This is a genomic window from Curtobacterium sp. A7_M15, from assembly GCF_030705415.1.
Classification (GTDB): domain Bacteria; phylum Actinomycetota; class Actinomycetes; order Actinomycetales; family Microbacteriaceae; genus Curtobacterium.
The window spans coordinates 1-15,841 of the sequence record NZ_JAUZED010000083.1; the positions used below are offsets into that span (position 1 = coordinate 1).

The following is a 15,841-nucleotide window of genomic DNA, read 5'->3' on the forward strand; positions in this document are numbered from 1 at the left end:
GAGGCGGTCGTGGGGGCCCCCGGCGAGGGCGGCACCGGCCTGGCGGCGCTGGCCGACCGGTCGGTGTTCGGTCCGAGCGAGGCGGACGGCGCCGCCGCCGACCGGATGTGGTCGGCCACGGACGAGGCGATCACGAGCCTGCGGGCGGGTCGGACGCGCAAGGAGCGGATCCGCGCCGCGGTGTCGTTGCGCTCGCTCCGCGTCGTCGACGCCGGGCGGTCCGCGCGGGCGACGGTGGCCGCCGCCGTGGCACCCAGGGGTCGACGCTCCACAGGTGTCGGGGGAGCCTCCGGAGGGCGCGACTACGATGGCGTGCAGGCCGGCGAGCGTCGTGGACGGCCGAGTGAGGACAGGCGAGACACGTGATCAGATGCGAACACTGCGGATCGACGCTCCCGGACGGGGCCATCTTCTGCGGTGAGTGCGGACGCGCCGTGACCGCTGCTGCGAGTCGTCGCCCGGCCGCGACGCCGCCCGTCGAGCAGGCACCGCCGCCGCCACTGCAGCAGCCCGACCTGCACGGACGCCGTCAGGACCCGGCGGCCGAGGCGTGGTTGCCCGAATCGACCCTCGACCCGGCGACCCGCGCCTGGCTGACCGGTGCGGACCGTGGTGGCGAGCAGCAGCCCCAGGCCGTGCCGGTCCAGCGTCCGGACGACTTCACGCCGCGGACCGCGCCGAGCCACGTGCACGGGAGCGATCCGGGGCTGACGGACTGGTCCGGGCAGCAGACGGGTGGAGCCGCTCCTCTCGATCCCGCGGTGCCCGCTCGGTCGGCTGCGTCGTCGCAGGCCGAGGAGCCGCTGGCGTCGCCCGAGCCGCCGCTCGACCCGGACGCGTACCCGTCGGATCCCGACTCGGCGGAAGCCTCGGCCGAGGATCCCGAGGTCACCCGACTGGCGGAGCGTCCAGCCGCGCAGCAGTACGCGCCGGAGGCCGGGGCCGCCGGTCCGGTCGCCCCGCGGTGGTCCCCGCCCGCCGAACAGGTCGCCGCCCCTGCACCGTCCGGGCCCTCGTGGTGGGTCGGACGATCCACGGCCGCGAACGACGCGTCCGCGGACGACGCCGCAGGGGAGCCTGCCGCGGATGCGGAGCCCGCAGCTCCCGGTGCCGCCTCGGACGATCCGGTCGCCCCGAGCGCCGTCGTCTCTCCGCCCCAGCCCGGTGACACCGCGGTCGTCGAACCGCTGGTCGACCGACGCCCGCGCCGCGCCGCGCCGCTGGTCACACCCGGCGCCCATGCGACGACGTGCCACGTCTGCGGCCACCGACTCGAGCCCGACGACATCTTCTGTGCCGAGTGCGGTGCCGTGCGGCCCGCCGTGACGGCTGCGTTCACCGGACCGATCGTGCCGCTCCCGATGGACCGACCCGACTGGGCTGCGGACGAGGCGGGCGAAGCGCCAGACGACGCACACACGATCGACGCACCCGAGGGTGACGCGACCGCTGGCGACGCGCCCACCGGCGACGCGCTCGCGGGTGCCTCGGCCTCCGGCGTGGTCGGGACGGAGGACGAGGCCGCGGACGACGGAACCCCGGTCCACGGAACCCCGGCCGACCCGACACCGGAGGCACCGCGTGACGCTGACGGCGAGGACTCTGCCGGCAGCACGGGCGTCCTGCCCACGTGGGTGAACGGTGGCGGCGACGGTGCGACCGCGGGCGATGTCCCGGCTCGCCGACGCGGCCTGCACGCTGCGCCGGACTCCGAGTCACCGGCGGTCAGCGGACCGGTCATCCCGCCCGTCCCCGGTTCCGCGACCGTCCCGTCCTCCGCGCCGTCCGCGCAGGACTCCGGTGTGGTCGGCGTGCCGACTGCCGCGCCGCTGCCACCGCTGCCCGGGGTGGACAGCGCTGCGTCGCCGGCCCCTCGGACGACCGACGCTCCGACGAGCGCCGACGGCGACCTCGAGGACGACGTCGACGAGACCCGCATCGTGTCCGCGACCCCGACCCGTGCGCCCTTCGTGCTCCACTTCAGCACCGGTGAGCGCTTCGGCGTGCACGGCACCGGCCTCGTCGGACGACTCCCGCGCCCCCAGCCCGGCGAGCGGTTCGACGACCTGCTGACCGTCCACGACCCGGGCAAGTCGGTCTCGAAGACGCACCTCGAGCTCGGACGCGACGGCGACGACCTGTGGGTGTCCGACCGGTTCTCGGGCAACGGCACGGTCGTCCGGCACATCGACGGGTCGATCCGGCGCTGCGAGCCGGGCCGACGCTACCGTGTCGAGCGCGGCGCGCGTGTCGACATCGGGGAGCAGTTCTTCCTCGTGCAGTGACGTCGGGGGAGTCCTCCACAGCGGCGTGATCGTCGCGGCTGTCCACAGCCGGGCGTCCTCAGGTCGTCGGTCTCGCCGTCGTGTGGTGGTCTGGGCCCATGAGCTCCTTCGCCGCCCGCTGCGCCCTGGTCGGCGCGGCGGTGGTGCTGCTCGTGGCGGCGCTCGTCGTCCCGGTCGCGGGGTCGTTGCGCGCGGTGCTCCTCGGCGCGGCCGGGTGTTGTGCCGTGCTCGACGTCCTCGTGGTCCGGGCGGGCACGGTTCGCCTCGCTCGCGGTGGTGACGCCGAGGTCGACGAAGTGGTGCTCGCGCCGACTTCGGTAGCGCTCGACCTCCCGGCGGTCGACGACGAGGCCGATGGTGCCGCCGACGGTCGGCCGGTCGTGTTCGGGACCACGCCGGACGGCCGTGTGGTCTCCGTCGACGCTCGGTCCCGGCCGCACGTCGTCGTCATCGGGTCAGGGGCACTCGCGCTGGCCGTGTTCCGGGCGGTCGCGGCGCAGGTCCGAGCTGCAGCAGGCCCTGGCGACGACGTCCGGGTCGCCAGCAGTGCCGACGCCCGTGCGCTGGTGGGAGCCGGGACGGGCCGGTGTCCGCCGATGCCCTCGGGAATGGCTGCGATCGTGGTCGGCCCCGCGGACCGTGCGCACGGCGACGACACGTGCGCTCGGGACGAGCGGGCCATCGGGTCGACGCCGACAGGCACCCGGGCGACCGTGGTGCTCGTGCCCGGCCTGAGCATCGTCCCGCGGCTGTGGGACGTCGCGGTCGAGGTCACCCGTCACGGTTGCACCGTCCGGTTCCCGCACGACGCCCGGGGGACGGTCGTGGTCCCGGCGCTCCCACGTCTCGGAGGACCGGGATGACCCCGGCCGGACCGACCTCAGCGCAGGCCGGCCCCGGCCCGCAGCGTCCCCACCGGTACGCCGCCGCCGAGCACCTGCTCGCCCGTGGCCGCCATGACGTCCGCGACCCCGGCCGCGTCCACGATCCCGTTGCGCTCGAGGAGCGTGAGCGCCGCGAGCGTGCCGGAACGCTGTGCGCCGTCGAGCGTCTTGACCGCGACCGCTGCACCACCGGGCAGGCCCATCACCATGACGCCCTCGGCGCCGAGCTTCGCCAGCACCCGGAGCCGTTCGATCGTGACCGTGTTCGCGCGCCCGATGCCGTCGATCGCCCAGGGGTGGTCCAGCACGGCGTCGGTGAGTGCCGCAGTGTCGGACTCGGCCCGCGCGACCACACCGGCGAAGCCCCGGGCGAGCCCGGCGAGCGTCAGCGGGAACACCGGGGCTCCGCAACCGTCGGTCCCGACGACGTCGACGGTCTCGTGGGTGAACTCCTCGACGGTCTCGCGCACACGCTGCTGCAGGGGGTGCGTCATCTCGAGGTAGGTCGCCGCGTCCCAGCCGTTGACCCGGCACGCGGCGAGCATCCCGGCGTGCTTGCCGGAGCAGTTCATCGCGAGGCGCCTCGGCTCCGCCATGGTGCGGGCCGTGGCGCGGTCGAAGGGCAGGTCGGGCGGGCAGCCGAGGTCGGCCTCGACGTGGTCGTACGACTCGAGCATGTGCAGCGCGAGGGCCTGGTGAGCCGGGGTGCCGGCGTGGCTCGCGGTGGTGAGCACGAGTTCCTCGTCGGAGAACACCGCTCCGGCTCGGCGGACCGCGAGCGCCTGGAACGGCTTCATCGTGGAGCGGGGGTAGACGCTGGCGTGCACGTCGCCGACCGCGTCGATCACGGTGCCGTCCGCGGTCACCACGACCCCGGCACCGACGTGTCGGCTCTCGTCGAAACCGTTGCGGTCGAGGACGGCCAGTTCGACCGACCCCTCGGCGGTGAGAGGATGGCGGTCAGTGTGGACGTCGGGGAGCACCGTCATGCCGCAATCGTACTGATCACCGAGGAGCCCACCGTGTCCGACCACTCCTACGAGGTCTCCGTCCGCTGGACCGGCGACCGCGGCACCGGAACGAGCGGCTACCGCGACTACGGGCGCGACCACGACGTCCGCGCGGCGGGCAAGCACGACATCGAGGGCTCCGCCGACCCGACGTTCCGCGGTGACCGCGGCCGTTGGAACCCCGAGGAGCTCGTCGTCGCGTCCCTCGCCCAGTGCCACATGCTGAGCTACCTGCACGTCGCCGTGACCGAGGGCTTCACCGTCGTCGACTACGAGGACCGTGCGACGGCGAGTCTGAACCTCAACCGCGACGGGTCCGGCGAGCTCACCGAGGCGACGCTGCACCCCGTCGTCACGATCCTGGAGGCGGACCGCGTCGCCGACGCCGAGGCCGCCCACGCCACCGCGAACAGCCTCTGCTTCATCGCGCGATCGGTGGCCTTTCCTGTGCACCACGACCCGCACACCAAGGTCCGTGCGGCAGACTAGGTCCTCGTGAAGCGTCTGCGTCTCCTCCCGATCGCCCTCGTCCCCGCCGTCGTGCTGGGACTCGCCGCGTGCTCCGGCTCCGGGTCGAGCGACTCGTCCAGCACCCCGAGCGCGTCGTCGAGCGCGACGGCGGCGGCCATCACGTCCTGCCCGGACCCGGGTTCCGCGTCGAAGGCGATCAAGGTCTCCGGTGCGTTCGGCGGCAGCACGGCGCCGGAGGTGAAGTTCTCGGGTGGTCTCACGGCGAAGCAGCCCCAGGCGAGCACGGTCGTGCGTGGCAAGGGGGCGTCGCTCGGCGAGGGCGACTACGCCCAGGTCTCCTACAGCGTGTACCAGGCGTCGGACGCGAAGAAGCTCGGCACGGTCGGCTTCGACCAGGGCAACCCGCAGGTCCTCTCGGTGGGCGGTTCCGGTTTCGGTGCCCTCCTGGCGTGCTCGAAGGTCGGCGACCGGATCGCGGCGGTCGGCCAGTCGTCGGCGCTCGGCTTCAACACCGGCGGCGAGATCGTCGTCGTCGCCGACGTCGTCGCACAGACCCCGACGAAGGCCACGGGCAAGGCGCAGAAGCAGGACCCGGCGCTCCCGACGGTCGAGGACAAGGCCGACGGGGAACCGGAGATCACGGTCCCGTCCGGCGTCAAGGCACCGTCGAAGACCACGGTCGAGGTCCTCAAGCAGGGCACCGGCGACAAGATCGCCGACGGCGACACCGCGCTCGTGCAGTACAAGGGCGTCGTCTACGACACGGGCAAGGAGTTCGACTCCTCGTGGTCGAAGGGTGCCCCGACGACCTTCACCATCTCGGAGGGCTCGCTCATCAAGGGCTTCGTGACCGGACTCGTCGGCCAGCAGGTCGGCTCGCAGGTCCTCATCGTCGTCACGCCCGAGGACGGCTACGGCGCGAACCCGCAAGAGGGCTCGGGCATCCCGAAGAACGCCACGCTCGTCTTCGTCGTCGACATCCTCGCCAAGGGCTGAGCATGACCCGGCGCCGCATCGTCGTCCTCGGCAGCACCGGGTCGATCGGCACCCAGGCGCTCGACGTCGTCGCCCGCAACCCCGACCGGTTCGAGGTCGTCGGCCTCACCGCCGGCAGCAACCGCACCCTCGTCGCCGAGCAGGCCGAGCGCTTCGGTGTCCGTGACACCGCGTTCGGTGCGGCGGACGCCGAACGTCTGGTCCGCAGCGTCGAGGCCGACGTGGTCCTGAACGGCATCACCGGCTCAGTCGGACTCGGCCCCACACTGGCGGCGCTCGAGTCCGGAGCCACGCTGGCGCTGGCGAACAAGGAGAGCCTCATCGTGGGCGGCCCGCTCGTGCAGGCCGCAGCCGCACCGGGTCAGATCGTGCCGGTCGACAGCGAGCACTCCGCCATCGCGCAGGCTCTCCGGTCCGGCAGCGAGGACGAGGTCCGACGGCTCGTGCTCACCGCCAGCGGCGGCCCGTTCCGCGGGCGTTCGCGCGCGCAGCTCACGGCCGTCACCCCGGCCGAGGCGCTCGCGCACCCGACGTGGGACATGGGTCTCGTCGTCACGACGAACTCGGCGACGCTCGTGAACAAGGGGCTCGAGGTCATCGAGGCGCACCTGCTCTTCGGCGTCCCCTACGACCGCATCGACGTGACGGTGCACGCGCAGTCGATCGTGCACTCGATGGTCGAGTTCGTCGACGGCTCGACGATCGCACAGGCGTCGCCGCCGGACATGCGGCTGCCGATCGCCCTCGGTCTCGCGTGGCCCGACCGGGTCCCGGGCGTCGGGGTCCCGCTCGACTGGACGTCGGCGAGCACCTGGACGTTCGAGCCCCTCGATGCGGAGGCCTTCGGCGCGGTCGCCCTCGCGAAGCGCGTCGGGGAGCTCGGCGGGACGTTCCCCGCCGTGTTCAACGCGGCGAACGAGCAGGCCGTCGCCGCGTTCCACGCGGGAGCGATCGGATTCCTCGACATCGTCGACACGGTCGAGCGCGTGGTCGATGCGCACACCGCAGGGGAGTCCTCCCTCGACGGCGTGCTGGCAGCGGAGCGCTGGGCGCGCGCCGCGGCCGACCGCATGCTGTCCCGCTGAGGCGAGTCGCGCCTCCAGTCCGTCAGCACGGCTGCGGAAGCAGACGGACCGGACGGCTCGGGAGGCGCGGCGCACCTCTCAGGGTGCGCTCGGCTCGGTCATGGGAACCGTCCCGTACCCTTTCCCGGTGACCGTCGAAACCGTCCTGCTCTTCGTCCTCGGCGTGGTCGTCTTCATCGTCGGCCTGCTGGTCTCGATCGGACTCCACGAGCTGGGGCACCTGTCCTTCGCGAAGCTGTTCAACGTCAAGGTGACGCAGTACTCGCTGGGCTTCGGCAAGGCGATCTGGTCGTTCAAGCGGGGTGAGACCGAGTACGGCATCCGTCCGATCCTGCTCGGCGGCTACATCTCGATGGTCGGCATGCTCAAGCCGCGTGCGTCCGGGCGCCCCAACGCGATCACGAACACGGGCATGTACGGCGCCTTCGTGCAGGATGCGCGCCAGGCGAGTGCCGAGCAGATCGCGGACTCCGGCGGCGACGACTCGCGGGCGTTCTACCGACTGGCGCCGTGGAAGCGGATCATCGTGATGGTCGCGGGCCCGGCGATGAACCTCGTCATCGGGATCGTGCTCTTCGGCGTGCTGCTCGTCGGGTTCGGCGCGCCGACGACCACGTTCACGTCGAGCGTCGACTGCGTGCTACCGACGAGCCAGGCGACGACCTGCACCGCCGGTGACGCCGTCTCGCCGGCGAAGCAGGCCGGCATCCGGTCAGGCGACGTCGTGCTCTCGGTCGACGGGAAGCAGGACCCGACGATCGCCCAGGTCTCCGAGGTGTTCCAGAAGTCCGCCGGCGAGGACGTCACCGTCGTGGTGTCCCGCGACGGTGCCGAGAAGACGCTGCACATCACGCCGACGACCGCCACGCGTGACGTCTACGCGGCTGACGGCACGGTCGTGAAGAACGACGACGGCACCGCGAAGACCCAGCAGGTGGGCGTCGTCGGGGTCAGCATCGGCCAGTCGCTCGTCCGGCAGTCGCCCGCCGCGGTGCTGCCGGCGACCGGCGCGCAGATCTCGGCGTCGGCGCACCTCATCATCGACCTGCCGCAGCGGCTGGTCGCGGTGTGGAACGCGGCGTTCGGCTCCCAGGAGCGGTCGCAGGACAGCCCCGTGTCGGTCGTCGGCGTCGGCCGTGCGATCGGCGAGGTCTCGTCGATGAGCGGTGTGCCGGTGGTCGACAAGGCGTACACGATCCTCGGGCTGCTCGCCTCGTTGAACATCGGCCTGTTCGTCCTGAACATGGTGCCGCTCCTGCCGCTCGACGGCGGGCACATCGCCGGCGCCCTGTGGGAGGCCGTGAAGCGCCGCTCGTTCAAGCTCGTCGGCAAGGCGGACCCGGGGCCGATCGACCTCGCGAAGACGATGCCGCTGACGATGGTCGTCGTGGTGCTCCTCGCCGGCATGAGCGCGCTGCTCATCTACGCCGACGTCGTGCGGCCCGTGAACCTCTTCGGGTAGCGACGACCCGGCGGCCGCGCACTACGCTTTCGCACATGAGCACAGCTCCGGAAGTCCGCACGGTCGAGCGGCAGGGCACCGACGTCATCGCCGAGTCCGACCGGAAGGGCCGTCCGAGGGATCTCTTCTGGCCGTGGTTCGCCGCGAACATCTCGGTGCTCGGCCTGTCGTACGGGTCGTTCGTCCTCGGGTTCGGCATCTCCTTCTGGCAGGCCACCGTCGTGTCCGTCATCGGCGTCGCGTTCTCGTTCCTGCTGTGCGGGATCGTCGCCATCGCCGGCAAGCGGGGGTCGGCGCCGACGATGGTGCTCGGTCGTGCGGCGTTCGGTGTCCGCGGGAACCGGCTGCCGGCGTTCCTCAGCTGGATCCTCACCGTCGGCTGGGAGACCGCGCTCGCATCGGCCGCGGTCCTGGCGACCTCGACGGTGTTCCGCGAGCTCGGGTGGGACGGCGGCGTCCTCACGAAGCTCGTCGCGCTCGTGGTCGTCGCCGCGCTCGTGGTCGGGGCGGGCATCGCCGGGTTCGACGTGATCATGCGGCTGCAGACGTGGATCACGGTCATCACCGCGGTCCTGACGATCGTCTACGTGGTGCTCGCGCTGCCCTCGATCGACCTCGGCGCGATCGCCGCGCTGCCGGCCGGGAGCGCCCAGAACGTCGTCGGCGCGCTCGTCCTCGTGATGACCGGGTTCGGCCTCGGCTGGGTGAACGCCGCCGCGGACTACTCGCGGTACCTGCCCCGGTCGGCGTCGACCCGCGGAGTCGTCTGGTGGACCACCTTCGGCGGCGCGCTCGCTCCGATCGTCCTCGTCGTGCTCGGCGTCCTGCTCGCCGGCTCGTCGAAGGACCTCAACACCGCGATCGCCGCCGACCCGATCGGGGCACTGACGACCGTCCTGCCGGTGTGGTTCCTCATCCCGTTCGCCCTCGTCGCGGTGCTCGGGCTCGTCGGTGGTGCGGTGCTCGACATCTACAGCTCCGGGCTCGCACTGCTGAGCGCCGGCATCCGCATCCCGAGGCCCGTCGCGGCCGGGGTCGACGGCGTGTTCATGGTCGCCGGCGCCGTCTACGTGGTGTTCTTCGCCGACTCGTTCATCCAGCCCTTCCAGGCGTTCCTCGTGACGCTCGGTGTGCCGATCGCCGCGTGGTGCGGGGTCTTCGTCGCCGACGTCGTGATCCGCCGGGCGCCGTACGCCGAGGCCGAACTCGAGGACCGCCGCGGCCGCTACGGCGACGTGCGCTGGCTCGCGGTCGGCCTCGTCGTCGTGGGGACCGCCCTCGGGTGGGGCCTCGTGACCAACACCTACGGCGTGCCGTCGTGGCTCAACTGGCAGGGCTACCTGCTCGGACCGTTCGGCCTCGGCGGGCGCACCGGCGCCTGGGCGTACGCGAACCTCGGGGTGCTCGTGGCGCTCGTCGTCGGGTTCCTCGGCACGCTGCTCTTCGCCAGGGGTTCCGTCCGCAGGCAGGAGCGGGCATGAGCGCGGTCGACGCCGCCGTCGCGGGGGTGCCGGACGACGCCTGGCTCGTCGTCGTCGACATGCAGGAGGTCTTCACCGGCGAGAGCCCCTGGGCCACCGGACGCTTCGACCACGCCACCGCCGGGATCGAGCGCCTGCTCCCGCGGTTCACCGGCCGCACGGTCTTCACGCGGTTCGTCGCGCCCGAGCACCCGCAGGGCGCCTGGGTGCCGTACTACCGCGACTGGCCGTTCGCGCTCGTGCCGGACACCGACCCGCTCTGGGACCTGACCGAACCGTTCGCGACGGCCGCCGCGGACCGACGCGACCCCGTAGTCACCGAGACGACCTTCGGCAAGTGGGGGACGCGCCTCCAGGCCGTCACCGGCGACCACCCGCACCTCGTCCTGGTCGGCGTGTCCACGGACTGCTGCGTCCTGTCGACCGCGCTGGCGGCCGCGGACGCCGGCGCCACCGTCACCGTCGTGGCCGACGCGTGCGCCGGGGCGAGCGACGAGGACCACGAGCGCGCCCTCGCGGCGATGCGCCTCTACGCCCCGCTCATCACCGTCGTCTGAGCATCGCGCGAGCGCGCGGCTGGCCGTCACCGGGAGCGCGTAGAGTGCACCTCGTGCCAGCAGTGAACCTCGGTCTGCCGAAAGTCCCCGAAACCCTGAGCCCGCGCCGCAAGTCCCGGCAGATCCGGGTCGGCAAGGTGCTCGTGGGCGGTGACGCGCCGGTGTCCGTCCAGTCGATGACCACGACGCCGACGACGAACATCAACGCCACCCTGCAGCAGATCGCCGAGCTCACGGCGTCCGGCTGCGACATCGTCCGGGTCGCCGTGCCGAGCCAGGACGACGCCGACGCGCTGCCGATCATCGCGAAGAAGTCGCAGATCCCGGTGATCGCGGACATCCACTTCCAGCCGAAGTACGTCTTCCAGGCCATCGACGCCGGGTGCGCCGCGGTCCGCGTGAACCCGGGCAACATCCGGAAGTTCGACGACCAGGTCGGCGCCATCGCCAAGGCCGCGAAGGACGCCGGTGTCTCCCTCCGCATCGGCGTCAACGCCGGGTCGCTCGAGCCGAGCCTGCTGCAGAAGTACGGCAAGGCCACGCCCGAGGCGCTCGTCGAGTCCGCCGTGTGGGAAGCCTCGCTGTTCGAGGAGCACGACTTCCACGACTTCAAGATCTCGGTCAAGCACAACGACCCGATCGTGATGGTCAAGGCCTACCGCCAGCTCGCCGCGGCGGGGGACTGGCCGCTGCACCTCGGCGTGACCGAGGCCGGCCCGGAGTTCCAGGGCACCATCAAGAGCGCCACGGCGTTCGGCATCCTCCTGGCCGAGGGCATCGGCGACACCATCCGCGTGTCCCTCTCCGCCCCGCCCGCGCAAGAGGTCAAGGTCGGTCTGCAGATCCTGCAGTCGCTCAACCTGCGGGAGCGCAAGCTCGAGATCGTCTCCTGCCCGAGCTGCGGTCGCGCGCAGGTCGACGTCTACCAGCTCGCGAACGACGTGACGAAGGGGCTCGAGGGCATGACCGTGCCGCTCCGCGTCGCCGTCATGGGGTGCGTGGTGAACGGCCCGGGCGAGGCACGTGAGGCCGACCTCGGTGTCGCGTCCGGCAACGGCAAGGGGCAGATCTTCGTCAAGGGCGAGGTCATCAAGACCGTCCCGGAAGCCGAGATCGTCGAGACGCTGATCACCGAGGCGAACCGCCTCGCGGACGAGATGGGGCCGGCCGCCGGCACGGGCAAGCCCCTCGTCGTCACGTCGTAGGCGGGGGCGCGCGGCACGCCGCGGACGCGGGCCCGGCGTGGCACGTCCCGTGAGTGAGCAGGAATGGTCGGGTCGCGGGGACGCACCCGACCATTTCTGCTCACGAAGCGCGGCGGGCCGGACCACAGGGCGGACGCGAGCCCGCAGCCGCACCCACCTCTGCGCGCCGCTAGGCTTGCCCCGTGGTCACACGGCTCTCGCATCTGTTCCTCCGTACGCTCCGCGACGACCCCTCCGACGCCGAGGTGACGAGCGCGAAGCTCCTCGTCCGCGCCGGCTACGTCCGTCGCCAGTCCCCGGGGATCTTCGCGTGGTTGCCGCTCGGGCTGAAGGTCCGCGCCCGCATCGAAGCCATCATCCGCGAGGAGATGGTCGCCGCCGGCGCGCAGGAAGTCCTGCTGCCCGCGCTCCTGCCGCGCGAGCCGTACGAGGCGACGAACCGCTGGACCGAGTACGGCGACGGCATGTTCCGCCTGCAGGACCGCAAGGGTGCCGACTACCTGCTCGCGCCGACGCACGAGGAGATGTTCGCGCTCCTGGTGAAGGACCTGTACGGCTCGTACAAGGACCTGCCCGTCACGCTGTTCCAGATCCAGGACAAGTACCGCGACGAGGCGCGCCCCCGCGCCGGACTCCTGCGCGGCCGCGAGTTCACCATGAAGGACGCGTACTCGTTCGACCTCACCGACGAGGGCCTCGAGCGCAGCTACCAGGTCATGCGTGACGCCTACGAGAAGATCTTCGCCCGGCTCGGCCTCGAGTACGTCATCGTCAAGGCGGACGCGGGCGCGATGGGCGGCTCGAAGTCCGAGGAGTTCCTGCACCCGATCGGCGTCGGCGAGGACACCTTCGTGCGCAGCGCCGGCGGCTACGCGGCCAACGTCGAGGCCTACGTCACCCCGGTGCCGGACGCCCTGCCGATCGACGGGCAGCCCGAGCCCGTGCTCCTGCCCGCGGCGGACACCCCGACGATCGACACGCTCGTGGCGCACGCGAATGCGGTCGCGCCGCGGGACGGTGCCCCCTGGACGGCGGCCGACACGCTGAAGAACGTCGTGCTGGCACTGACGCACCTCGACGGCACGCGCGAGGTCGTCGTCGTCGGGCTGCCCGGCGACCGCGAGGTCGACATGAAGCGTGCCGAGGTCGCTTTCGCACCGGCCGAGGTCGAGGCGGCCGGCGACGACGACTTCAAGAAGCACCCCGGCGTCTTCGTGAAGGGCTACATCGGCCCGCAGGTCCTCGGCGCCGAGAGCGCGTCGGGCATCCGGTACCTGGTCGACCCCCGCGTCGTCGACGGCACGGCGTGGATCACCGGCGCGAACGAGCGCGGGGTGCACGTCTCCGGGCTCGTCATGGGCCGCGACTTCACGGCCGACGGCGTCGCCGAGGTGTCCGACGTCCGCGCCGGCGACCCGGCTCCTGACGGCTCCGGGCCGCTCGAGACCGCGCGCGGCATGGAGATCGGCCACGTCTTCCAGCTCGGCCGGAAGTACGCCGAGGCGCTCGGCCTCAAGGTGCAGGACGAGAACGGCAAGCTCGCCACGGTCACGATGGGGTCGTACGGCATCGGCGTGACACGCATCCTGGCGATCCTCGCCGAAGCGCACAACGACGAGAAGGGGCTCGCCTGGCCGAAGAACGTCGCACCGTTCGACGTGCACGTCGTCGCGACCGGCAAGGACGAGGTCGCGTACGAGCTGGCCACGTCGATCGTCACCGAGCTCGAGGGCGAGCGGTTCGAGGTCCTCTACGACGACCGTCCGAAGGTCTCGCCCGGCGTGAAGCTCCGCGACGCCGAGCTGCTCGGCATGCCGATCGTCGTCGTCGCCGGCCGCGGCGCCGCCGACGGCGTCGTCGAGCTGTGGAACCGCGCGTCGGGTGAGCGCCGCGACGTGCCGGTGGCCGAACTGCTCGACGCGGTGCGCGCGATCTAGACGGTCGGGTCCCTGTGACGGGAGGGGCGGTGCCGGCTGGCACCGCGCCTCCCGTCCGTTGTGGGGTACGCTGGTCGCCGACTTCCGCGACGTTCCACGGCGGAAGCGACTCATCTGAATACGGAGGCCCTCGGTGAAGATCGATCTCGCAGTCCTGCGACTCATGGAGCGTGAGCGGGAGATCCCGTTCGACGAACTCGTCCAGATCATCGAACAGGCCATCCTGACCGCGTACCAGAAGCACCGCGCGGAGAACGAGGAGCCCGTCGACGCCCAGACCCGCGTCGAGCTCGACCGCAAGTCGGGCGAGGTGTCCGTCTACGTGCCCGAGCGCGACGAGGACGGCACCGTCGTCGGCGAAGCCGTCGACCAGCCGAGCGACTTCGGCCGCATCGCCGCGTTCGCCGCCAAGCAGGTCATCAACCAGCGCCTGCGTGACATCGGCGACGACAAGATCCTCGGCCAGTTCCGCGGCAAGGAGGGCGACATCGTCGCCGGCGTCATCCAGCAGGGTCCGAACCCGAAGATGGTGCACGTCGACCTCGGCACCGTCGAGGCGATCCTCCCGCCCGAGGAGCAGGTGCCGGGCGAGGAGTACAAGCACGGGTCGCGCATCCGCGTGTACGTGACGAGCGTCGGTCGCGGAGCGAAGGGTCCGCAGATCACGGTGTCGCGCACGCATCCGGGCCTGGTCCGGAAGCTCTTCGCGCTCGAGGTGCCGGAGATCGCGTCGGGCGTGGTGGAGATCACCTCGCTCGCGCGTGAGGCCGGGCACCGCACGAAGCTCGCGGTCAAGGCGAACGAGCCGGGCGTGAACGCCAAGGGTGCGTGCATCGGCGAGCTGGGCGCCCGCGTCCGCGCCGTGACGACGGAGCTCGGCGCCGAGAAGATCGACATCGTCGACTACTCGTCCGACCTGGCGTCGTTCGTCGCGAGCGCGCTCTCGCCGGCCAAGGTGACGAGCGCCTTCGTGCTCGATGCCTCGACGAAGGCCGTCCGAGCCCTCGTGCCGGACTACCAGCTGTCGCTCGCGATCGGCAAGGAAGGGCAGAACGCCCGTCTCGCCGCGAAGCTCACTGGTGCTCGGATCGACATCCAGCCGGACTCGATCCTGGACGGCGAGGACTGACGGAGCGACCGGTTTCGCTCGTGGCACGTGCCGTCCGGGCGTGCCGGATCGCGGTCGTCCAGAGGGAGGAGTAAGGTGGAACCCGTCAGAACATGCATCGGCAGTCGCCGTCGTGCTCCCCGGTCCTCCCTCCTCCGTGTCGTCGCCCTGCGTGACGGGCGTGTCGTGGCGGACCCGAAGGCAGTCATGCCGGGGCGGGGAGCGTGGCTCACCCCGACCGTCGAAGCACATGATCAGGCCGTCAAGCGCAAGGCGTACCGCCGGGCGCTCCGGCTGGATCATGAACCGGACACGTCCGCGGTGCGTGACTACCTCGAAGCGCTCCGGCGCCCAGAACCACAGGCACGCCACCAGGACACGACAGAACAGGCTGAACGGCTTATGGACAACTGATGAGCGGCTCGAAATGAGACCCGTCATCCATTGAGTCCTGCCCCTTCACGGGGTGGGACCCGTGAAGGAGAACAGTGGCAAAACCACGCGTACACGAGATCGCATCCGAACTCGGTGTCGACAGCAAGACCGCAATGGAGAAGCTCAAGGAACTCGGCGAGTTCGTCAAGGGCCCGAGCTCCAGTGTGGAACCCCCCGTCGCGCGCAAGCTCCGTGCTGCGCTGCAGGCCGACGGCGCCTCGGCGTCGAAGCCCGCTGCGACGCAGACCCCGAGCGCGCCGGCCACGGCCCAGGCGCCGAGGTCGGGCGCCCCGAAGCCCGGTGGCCCCCGCCCGGGTCCGGCTCGTCCGGCACCCACCCCCGAGCCCCAGGTACAGGCGCCCCCCGCCGACGTGCCGACCCCGGCCGCGCCGAAGTCCGTCGCCCAGCGACAGGCCGAGGCCGAGGCTGCTCGCAAGGCCGCCGCTGACGAGAAGGCCGCGGCAGCCAAGTCCGGCGACGCCGGTCCCGGCACCGCCGCCGAGTCGAAGGGCGACGCCGTCAAGCCCGGCGGAGCACCCAAGCCCGGTGCGGCAGCCGGCCCCAAGCCCGGTGGCCCGAAGCCGGGCGCACGCCCCGGCAACAACCCCTACGCGTCGAGCCAGGGCATGGGCTCGCGTCCGCCGCGTCCGGGCAACAACCCGTACTCGTCCAACCAGGGCATGGGCCAGCGTCCCGCCGGCGGTGCCGGTGGCGGCAACGGCATCCCGCGTCCGGCCCCGCCGCGTCCCGGTGTTCCCCGTCCGGGTGCCCCGCGTCCCGGTGGCCCCGGTCAGGGCAACCGTCCCAACGGCTTCGGGCAGCGCCCGGGCCAGGGTGGCGGCGGTCGTGGCGGCCCCGGCGGTCGTCCGGGCGGTGCCGGTGGTGCCGGTGGCGGCTTCCCGCGTCCGGCCTTCAGCGGCCCGCG

The 15,841-nt window shown here is 72.1% G+C and carries 15 protein-coding genes and 1 pseudogene; 15 read left to right on the top strand and 1 reads right to left on the bottom strand.

Annotated elements, in window-relative coordinates; all coding sequences use genetic code 11:
- The 4 genes and pseudogenes from Q7F20_RS13770 to Q7F20_RS13780 all read left to right on the top strand — a co-directional run.
- Nucleotides 1-366: hypothetical protein (locus Q7F20_RS13770; RefSeq protein ID WP_305740646.1), on the top strand; the 366-nt coding region annotated here is incomplete at its 5' end.
- Nucleotides 363-431: pseudogene (locus Q7F20_RS18705) on the top strand (zinc-ribbon domain-containing protein); the annotation flags it as partial. The gene Q7F20_RS13770 and the pseudogene Q7F20_RS18705, both read left to right, overlap by 4 nt.
- Nucleotides 432-434: 3 nt before the next feature.
- Entirely contained in the window at nt 435-2,285 is a 1,851-nt protein-coding gene (locus tag Q7F20_RS13775) for an FHA domain-containing protein (protein WP_305740647.1), read from the top strand.
- 98 nt (nt 2,286-2,383) lie between these two features.
- On the top strand, nt 2,384-3,148 hold the full coding sequence (locus tag Q7F20_RS13780; RefSeq protein WP_305740648.1) for a hypothetical protein: 765 nt from the start codon (nt 2,384-2,386) through the stop codon (nt 3,146-3,148).
- A gap of 17 nt (nt 3,149-3,165) precedes the next feature.
- On the opposite strand, the gene Q7F20_RS13785 is transcribed toward Q7F20_RS13780, so the two are convergent.
- The gene (locus tag Q7F20_RS13785; RefSeq protein WP_305740649.1) at nt 3,166-4,158 is read right to left on the bottom strand and encodes an asparaginase; all 993 of its coding nucleotides are present in this window, start codon (nt 4,156-4,158) and stop codon (nt 3,166-3,168) included.
- A gap of 33 nt (nt 4,159-4,191) precedes the next feature.
- Here Q7F20_RS13785 and Q7F20_RS13790 point away from each other — a divergent pair, with 33 nt between their 5' ends.
- The 11 genes from Q7F20_RS13790 to Q7F20_RS13840 form a co-directional block, all read left to right on the top strand.
- Nucleotides 4,192-4,668 carry an OsmC family protein gene (locus tag Q7F20_RS13790; RefSeq protein WP_305740650.1) on the top strand — a complete coding sequence of 159 codons (477 nt, stop codon included), beginning with the start codon at nt 4,192-4,194 and terminating at the stop codon, nt 4,666-4,668.
- Between the two features lie 6 nt (nt 4,669-4,674).
- Complete coding sequence (locus tag Q7F20_RS13795) at nt 4,675-5,646, top strand: FKBP-type peptidyl-prolyl cis-trans isomerase (RefSeq protein WP_305740651.1); 972 nt, start codon at nt 4,675-4,677, stop codon at nt 5,644-5,646.
- Nucleotides 5,647-5,648: 2 nt separating this feature from the next.
- Nucleotides 5,649-6,731, top strand: a complete 1,083-nt coding sequence (gene dxr, locus Q7F20_RS13800; protein ID WP_305740652.1) for a 1-deoxy-D-xylulose-5-phosphate reductoisomerase — start codon at nt 5,649-5,651, stop codon at nt 6,729-6,731.
- A 127-nt stretch (nt 6,732-6,858) separates the two neighbouring features.
- A complete protein-coding gene (locus Q7F20_RS13805; RefSeq protein WP_305740653.1) occupies nt 6,859-8,193 on the top strand; it encodes an RIP metalloprotease in 1,335 nt (444 codons plus the stop codon).
- Nucleotides 8,194-8,228: 35 nt separating this feature from the next.
- Nucleotides 8,229-9,674 carry a cytosine permease gene (locus Q7F20_RS13810; protein ID WP_305740654.1) on the top strand — a complete coding sequence of 482 codons (1,446 nt, stop codon included), beginning with the start codon at nt 8,229-8,231 and terminating at the stop codon, nt 9,672-9,674.
- On the top strand, nt 9,671-10,231 hold the full coding sequence (locus Q7F20_RS13815) for a cysteine hydrolase family protein (RefSeq protein ID WP_305740655.1): 561 nt from the start codon (nt 9,671-9,673) through the stop codon (nt 10,229-10,231). Before Q7F20_RS13810 ends, Q7F20_RS13815 begins: the two co-directional genes overlap by 4 nt.
- A 74-nt stretch (nt 10,232-10,305) precedes the next feature.
- Nucleotides 10,306-11,436: a flavodoxin-dependent (E)-4-hydroxy-3-methylbut-2-enyl-diphosphate synthase gene (ispG, locus tag Q7F20_RS13820; protein ID WP_070419067.1), complete on the top strand. Its 1,131-nt coding sequence runs from the start codon at nt 10,306-10,308 to the stop codon at nt 11,434-11,436.
- A 182-nt stretch (nt 11,437-11,618) separates the two neighbouring features.
- Nucleotides 11,619-13,373, top strand: a complete 1,755-nt coding sequence (locus Q7F20_RS13825) for a proline--tRNA ligase (RefSeq protein WP_305740656.1) — start codon at nt 11,619-11,621, stop codon at nt 13,371-13,373.
- A 133-nt stretch (nt 13,374-13,506) separates the two neighbouring features.
- Entirely contained in the window at nt 13,507-14,502 is a 996-nt protein-coding gene (gene nusA / locus Q7F20_RS13830) for a transcription termination factor NusA (RefSeq protein WP_305740657.1), read from the top strand.
- Between the two features lie 75 nt (nt 14,503-14,577).
- Entirely contained in the window at nt 14,578-14,895 is a 318-nt protein-coding gene (locus Q7F20_RS13835) for a YlxR family protein (protein WP_305740658.1), read from the top strand.
- 74 nt (nt 14,896-14,969) lie between these two features.
- On the top strand, nt 14,970-15,841 hold an 872-nt coding region (locus tag Q7F20_RS13840), incomplete at its 3' end, for a translation initiation factor IF-2 N-terminal domain-containing protein (protein ID WP_305740659.1).